5 protein-coding genes are annotated in these 6,937 nt (G+C 62.5%); all 5 read right to left on the reverse strand.

Going from position 1 to position 6,937, the window contains the following annotated elements; all coding sequences use genetic code 11:
* Nucleotides 1–1,388, reverse strand: a 1,388-nt coding sequence (gene guaB, locus Q0349_RS00960; RefSeq protein ID WP_298078898.1) for an IMP dehydrogenase, incomplete at its 3' end; no start/stop codon positions are given.
* Between the two features lie 74 nt (nucleotides 1,389–1,462).
* Nucleotides 1,463–2,467 (reverse strand): tetraacyldisaccharide 4'-kinase, encoded by a 1,005-nt coding sequence (gene lpxK / locus Q0349_RS00965; protein WP_298078899.1) that lies wholly within the window; start codon nucleotides 2,465–2,467, stop codon nucleotides 1,463–1,465.
* 52 nt (nucleotides 2,468–2,519) lie between these two features.
* Complete coding sequence (locus Q0349_RS00970) at nucleotides 2,520–3,383, reverse strand: alpha/beta hydrolase (protein ID WP_298078900.1); 864 nt, start codon at nucleotides 3,381–3,383, stop codon at nucleotides 2,520–2,522.
* A gap of 148 nt (nucleotides 3,384–3,531) precedes the next feature.
* Entirely contained in the window at nucleotides 3,532–5,355 is a 1,824-nt protein-coding gene (gene typA, locus Q0349_RS00975) for a translational GTPase TypA (protein WP_298078901.1), read from the reverse strand.
* Between the two features lie 91 nt (nucleotides 5,356–5,446).
* The gene (gatB, locus tag Q0349_RS00980) at nucleotides 5,447–6,877 is read right to left on the reverse strand and encodes an Asp-tRNA(Asn)/Glu-tRNA(Gln) amidotransferase subunit GatB (RefSeq protein WP_298078902.1); all 1,431 of its coding nucleotides are present in this window, start codon (nucleotides 6,875–6,877) and stop codon (nucleotides 5,447–5,449) included.
* Between the last annotated feature and the right edge of the window lie 60 nt (nucleotides 6,878–6,937).

Below are 6,937 nucleotides of genomic sequence, written 5' to 3' on the forward strand. Positions count from 1 at the left end.
CCGGCGTTGCTGATGCGGACGAAGCGCGGTTTTTCCCGCATTTCCGCGAGGTTGCGGCAGCCGGTGTAGCCCATGCTGGAGCGCAGCCCGCCCATCAGTTGTTCGATGACGCCCGCGACCGCGCCTTTGTACGGCACGCGGCCTTCGATGCCTTCCGGCACGAATTTTTCTGCTTTTTGTCCGCCCTGGAAGTAGCGGTCGGCGGAACCCGCGCTCATCGCGCCGAGCGAGCCCATGCCGCGATAGGCCTTGTAGGAGCGCCCCTGGTAGAGTTCGACTTCGCCGGGCGATTCTTCGGTGCCGGCAAGCAGGCCGCCGACCATCACCGCGTGCGCCCCGGCGGCGATGGCTTTGGCGATGTCGCCGGAGTAGCGCAGACCGCCGTCGGCGATAACGGAAACCGGGCGGCCTTTCATCGCTTGGGCGACGTTGCTCACCGCCGAGATTTGCGGCACGCCGACACCGGCGACGATGCGGGTGGTACAGATGGAGCCGGGGCCGATGCCGACTTTGACCACGTCCGCGCCCGCGTCTGCCAGCGCGATGGCGGCGTCGGCGGTGGCGATGTTGCCGCCGACGATGACCAGTCCGGGATGCTGGCGGCGCAGGTCGCGCACGCGGTCGAGCACGCCTTTGGAATGGCCGTGTGCGGTATCGACGACGATGATGTCCACCCCGGCGGCGGTGAGGAGTTCGATGCGGCGCTCGCTGTCGCCGCCGGTGCCGATGGCAGCGCCAACGCGCAGGCTTTCGTTTTCGTCCTTACACGCCTGCGGGTAATCGCGCGCGCTGCGCAAATCTTTGACGGTGACGAGGCCTTTCAGGCGGAAGGCGTCATCAACCAGCAGTACTTTTTCGATGCGGTGTTTGTGCAGCAGGCCTTTGATTTCTTCGGTGCTGGCGTTTTCTTTGGCGGTCACAAGGCGCTCTTGCGGCGTCATTACTTCGCGTACGGGAACGTCGTCTTCAACGTAGCGCAGGTCGCGGCGAGTGACGATGCCGACCACTTTGCCGTTTTCGATGACCGGCAGGCCGGAGAATTTGTGCTCCTGGGTGGTTTCGCGCACTGCGCCGACGGTGGTGTCCGGCGTGGTGGTGAGCGGGTCGCGGATGACGCCGGATTCAAAGCGCTTGACCTTGCGCACCTCGTTCGCCTGTTGTTCCGGCGTCATGTTTTTGTGAATGATGGCGATGCCGCCGAGTTGGGCGAGGGCGATGGCAAGGCGCGCTTCGGAGACGGTGTCCATCGCGGCGGCAAAGAGGGGGATGTTGAGCCGGATGTCGCGCGCCAGCGGCACGGAGAGATCGACGTCGCGCGGGAGGACGTCGGAATAGTCGGGGACGAGCAGGACGTCGTCAAACGTCAGTGCTTCTTCGATGATACGCATGGTGTGAGCCTCCTGATTTTCAGTGGCGGCGTATTTTAGCAGAATGCACGGCGGGGCTTGGGCGCGGGGCGTGTTCACACCCCCAACTTGCGTCGCAACGCGGGCAATAATTCTGGCGGCAACACGGCGCGATAATCGGCGACGAAGGTGCGCGCCTTGAGTGTCTCCGGCCAGGCAGCGGTTTTCACCGCATCTTTGCCGCTGATGATGAGCCAGCCGTCTTCGGCAAACGCGGCGGCGTCAGCGGGTATCGCAGCGTGGTCGGGCAGACTGCGCGTCGCGGCGAGTTCTGCACCCTGCGCGCGCAGGCTGTTGAAGAAGCGCTCCGGGCGGGCGATGGCGGTCAGCGCGTACAGCGGGCGGTCATTCAGGCGCGCAAGCGGTTGCAAGACGCCGCCGCCCAGCGGGCGTACGCCGTCGCTGGCGTATTGCAGGACATACCCGCCTGCCCTGCCTTGCCCCGTCCTGCCCTGCCCTGCCCCACTATGCACTACCGCATCAACGCGCTTCAGACGGGCGGCACTTTCGCGCAATGGCCCGGCGGGCATGAGCCAGCCGTTGCCGAGGCCGAAATCGGCGGCGATAACGGCGATTTCCGCGTCGCGGGCGAGTGCGTAGTGTTGCAGGCCGTCGTCGGCGAGGATGAGACGGGTGGCGGGGTAATCGCGCAGCAGTTTTTGCGCTGCTTCAGCACGCTTACGCGCGACCACTACCGGCACGCCGGTGCTGTGCCAAAGCATCAGCGGTTCGTCGCCAACGATGGCGGCGTCCGCGCAAATGGCGACGTCGGTTGCCTCCCGCGCCGTGCCGCCGTAACCGCGGCTGATGATGCCAACGGCGATGCCTTCCGCCTGGAAGGCGCGGGCGAGCGCCTGCACCAGCGGCGTTTTGCCGTTGCCGCCGACGCTGATGTTGCCGACGATGAGGACGGGTACGGGCGCGCGGTATTGTCGCAGGATGCCCGCGCGGTAAAGGGCGCGGCGGCAGGCGGTCGCGAGGGCGAACAGCGCCGAGAGCGGCAACAGCAAATAGCTGGTGAAGGTGCGGCGGCGCCAGAAGCGGGGCAGGTCGTGGGGCATGAGTACTCCAGATGGGGATTGGGACGTGATGAAGACGCACGTCATGCCGCCTTCAGACGTGTTGCGCGACAAAATCCCGCATCAAATCGCCCAGCGCGTGATCGCCGCTCCCCACCGCGAAGATTTCGGATATGTGGCTGTGTCCCGCCAACTGGTAATGCGGCAGTCCCGGTAATGCCGCCTGTCGCTGGAAGTCGGGCGGATCTTGTTCGGCGCTGACGATGAGCAGCGGGACGCCCGCCTGTAGCAGTCCCGGCAGGGCGGAGCGGGCGGCGAGTTGTGTCGGGTCGTCGCCAAAGTAGGCGTGCAGGTATTCGTTGGGTTCGGCGCGCACGGTGTCGTAGATGCCGGAGACGAGGATGGCGCCGCGCACGCCGTCGTCGCTCAGGCGTAGCGCCGGGTGGGCGAGGTATTGTGCGACGTGTGCCGCGCCCGCCGAGTGTCCGGCAAGGATGATGCGCTGCGGTTCGCCGCCACGGCTGGCGATGTTCGTCTGTATCCAGCGCAAGGCGGCTGCGATGTCCTGTTGCGCGGCCGGCCAGGGATGGGCGGGCGCGAGACGGTAGGTCATGTTGACGCTGACCAGGCCGTTGGCGACCGCCCACAGCATGAGGTTGTCGTAAAAGGGGCTGTCGCCGTTGCGTTTGTCACCCCTGACGAAGCCGCCGCCGTGTATGAAGAGGAAGACGGGGCGCGGAGCGGCGTCTGCGGTTTGCGGGGTGAAGACGTCCAGGCGGTGGCGCGGGTCGTCGCCGTAGTTCGCGTCGCGCAGAACGTGGACATTGGCATAGGGTTCGCGCGGTTGCAGCGGTGCGTACATCGCGCCGGTTTCGGCGGTTTCGATGACGGCGCCGATTTGTTGCAGACGGGTGGCGATGGCGGCGGGTATTTGCGCGGGAATGAGGGTCGGGTTCATGGCGGTCTCCGGTAGAAATGAGGCCGACAGGATACTGCGCGCGCTGGTGTTTGCCCAGTTCGCAGGGGGGTATCAGAGAATGCCCCCTGCCCTCCACCACGTTATAAAAATGGCGGGGTTTTCGCCCCGCCATCGTGCTTTTCATCAGTTATTTTTTCGCCTTTTTCCGCTCGTTTTCCGTCAGGTATTTTTTGCGGATGCGGATGGATTTGGGCGTGACTTCGACCAGTTCGTCATCGTCAATAAATTCCAGCGCCTGCTCCAGCGTGTTGCGAATCGGCGGGGGGAGGATGAGGTTTTCGTCGCTGCCGGCGGCGCGGATGTTGGTCAGTTGTTTGGCTTTGAGCGGGTTGACGGTGAGGTCGTTGTCGCGGCTGTGGATGCCAATCACCATGCCTTCATAGACTTCGTCGCCGTGACCGATGAAGAGGCGGCCCCGGTCTTGCAGGTTGAAGAGCGCGTAAGCGAGCGCCTTGCCGGTCGCCATCGAGACGAGGACGCCGTTGTGCCGTGTTTTGCCGAGGCCTTCTTTTTTCGGTGCGTAGTGGTCAAAGGTCTGGAATTTCAGGCCCGAACCGGAGGTCAGCGTCATGAATTCGGTCTGGAAGCCAATGAGGCCGCGCGTCGGGATGAGGTATTCGAGGCGGATGCGGCCTTTGCCGTCCGGCACCATGTTGCGCAGTTCGCCTTTGCGCTCGCCCATGCGCTCCATCACCGCGCCCTGATGCTGTTCGTCGAGGTCAAGCACGACAAATTCGTAGGGCTCGTGGGTTTCGCCATCGACTTCTTTGTAGATGACTTCCGGGCGCGACACGCCGAGTTCGTAGCCTTCGCGCCGCATGGTTTCGATGAGGACGGAGAGGTGCAGTTCGCCGCGCCCGCTGACTTTGAATTTGTCCGGGTCGTCCATTTCTTCGACGCGCAAGGCGACGTTGTGGATGAGTTCGCGGTCAAGGCGCTCCTTGATTTGGCGGCTGGTGACGTATTTGCCTTCGCGCCCGGCGAAGGGGGAGTTGTTCACCTGGAAGGTCATGCTCATCGTCGGTTCATCGACGGAGAGGCTCGGCAGCGCTTCGACGTGGTTCGGGTCGCAGAGGGTGTCGGAGATGTAGAGCGGGTCGATGCCGGTAAAGGAGATGATGTCGCCGGCGGCGGCGCTATCGACTTCGACTTTTTCCAGCCCCAGGAATTTGAAGATTTGCAGGACGCGGCCACTGCGCACCGCGCCGTCGCGGCCAATAATTTTTACCGGGGTGTTGCTGCTGATGCTACCGCGCTCAACGCGGCCGATGCCGATGACGCCGGTGTAGCTGGAGTAGTCAAGCGAGGAGATTTGCATTCGGAACGGCGCCTCGCGATCCACGGCGGGCGGCGGGACGTGGGCGACGATGGCTTCAAAGAGCGGGGTCATGTCGCCACTGCGGATGTCGGGGTTGTCGCCCGCGTAGCCGTTCAGGCCGGAGGCGTAGACGATGGGGAAGTCGAGTTGTTCGTCGGTGGCGCCGAGGCGGTCGAAGAGGTCGAAGGTTTCGTTCAGCACCCAGTCGGCGCGCGCGCCGGGACGATCGATTTTGTTGATGACGACGATGGGGTGCAGTCCCATGTCAAAGGCTTTTTGGGTGACGAAGCGGGTTTGCGGCATCGGCCCGTCCATCGCGTCAACCAGCAGGAGTACGCTGTCCACCATGGAGAGGACGCGCTCGACTTCGCCGCCAAAGTCGGCGTGTCCGGGGGTGTCAACAATGTTGATTTGGTAGTCTTTCCAACGGATTGCGGTGTTTTTCGCCATGATGGTGATGCCGCGTTCGCGCTCCAGGTCCATCGAATCCATCATCCGCTCATAGACTTCGGCGCGTTCGGCCAGGGTGTCGGATTGGCGGAAGAGTTGATCGACCAGCGTCGTTTTGCCGTGGTCGACGTGGGCGACGATGGCTATGTTGCGGATTTTTTTTACATCATGGATATCACTCACGGTTCACCTTGTCTGTGGTTGGGATTTTTTGGGCATAAAGAACGCCGCATCGTGCGGCGTGACGGGCGCGGATTATACGCCGCGCGGGGGGTTACGGGGCGAGTTTTTCTTGCAGCAGCGCGTTCACCGTTTTCGGGTTGGCCTGCCCCTGCGAGCGTTTCAGCACCTGGCCGGTGAGGAAACCGAGCATTTTCGTCTGCCCGTCGCGATAGGCGGCGACTTGCTGCGGGTGCGCGGCGATGACTTCATCGACCCAGGCGGCAATTTGGCTGTCGTCATTTACCTGTTGCAGGCCTTGTGCAGCAATGAGCGCGTCGGCAGTCTCATTGCTTTCCCACAGTTGCGGCAGCAGTTTTTTGCCGACGGCAGCAGAGATGGTGTTGTCCTTGATGCGCAGCAGCAGTCCGGCGAAGCGCTCGGCGGAAAGCGGGATGTCTTGCACACCGCCACCGAACTCGTTGTACAGGCGGGCAAATTCGCCTTGCAGCCAGTTCGCCGCCAGCTTGCCGTCGCCACAGGCGGCGGTCAGCGCGTCGTAGTAGTCGGCCATTTCGCGCGTTTGCAGGATGAATTGTGTCGCATCATGATCGAGCCCGTAGGCTTGCTGGTAACGGGCGGCGCGCGCCTGCGGCAGTTCCGGCAGGGTGTTGCGGATTTCCGCTATCCACGCGGGCGAGAGGTCAAGCGGCAGCAGGTCGGGGTCGGGGAAATAGCGATAATCGTTGGCTTCTTCCTTGCTGCGCATGGTGCGGGTTTCCATGCGGTCGGGGTCAAACAGGCGGGTTTCCTGCTCAACCGTGCCGCCGCTTTCCATGATGTCGCTCTGCCGCTCGATTTCGAGGTTAATCGCCTGCTCGACGAAACGGAACGAGTTGATATTTTTCAGCTCAACGCGCGGGTTTAGCACGTCGCTGCCCTTCTCGCGGATGGAAACATTGGCGTCGCAGCGAAATGAGCCTTCCTGCATATTGCCGTCGCTGATGCCGAGATAGCGCACCAGATGGTGCAATTGCCGCATATAGGCGACCGCTTCGGCGGCAGAGCGCATATCCGGTTCGGAAACCAGCTCAATCAGCGGCACGCCAGCGCGGTTGAGGTCAATACCGGTGCGATCAGAAAAGGCATCGTGTACCGATTTGCCTGCGTCCTCCTCCAGTTGGCCACGGTTGATGCGGATTTCCCGCGAGCCATCGGCCGTTTCCACCACGATTTTGCCGCCGCGAATAATCGAATCATCCAGTTGGCTGATTTGATAACCCTTGGGCAGGTCAGGATAAAAATAATTCTTGCGCATGAAAAAGGCGTGCGGGTTGATCTCCGCGCCAATCGCCAGACCAAACAGCGTCGCAAAATGCACCGCCTGCGCATTGAGCACCGGCAACACGCCCGGATAGCCCAGGTCAATTTCATTCACATGGGTGTTGGGCTCGGCACCAAAAGCCGCCGAAGACGACGAAAACAACTTGCTTTCAGTCGCCAGTTGAATATGCAACTCCAGGCCAATCACGGGTTCATAACGCATACGGGTCTCCTCATAAAGAAAGCCCCACCAAGGTGGGGCAAAGATGGTATGGAAATTATA

Origin of the sequence: uncultured Cardiobacterium sp., assembly GCF_938028185.1 — a bacterium.
In the GTDB taxonomy this organism is placed as follows: Bacteria; Pseudomonadota; Gammaproteobacteria; order Cardiobacteriales; family Cardiobacteriaceae; genus Cardiobacterium.

Bases quoted from the DNA above. Each gene is read 5' to 3' on its own strand.
- lpxK (WP_298078899.1), bottom strand. From the start codon at position 2,467: ATGCCCCACGACCTGCCCCGCTTCTGGCGCCGCCGCACCTTCACCAGC.
- Q0349_RS00970 (WP_298078900.1), bottom strand. From the start codon at position 3,383: ATGAACCCGACCCTCATTCCCGCGCAAATACCCGCCGCCATCGCCACC.
- gatB (WP_298078902.1), bottom strand. From the start codon at position 6,877: ATGCGTTATGAACCCGTGATTGGCCTGGAGTTGCATATTCAACTGGCG.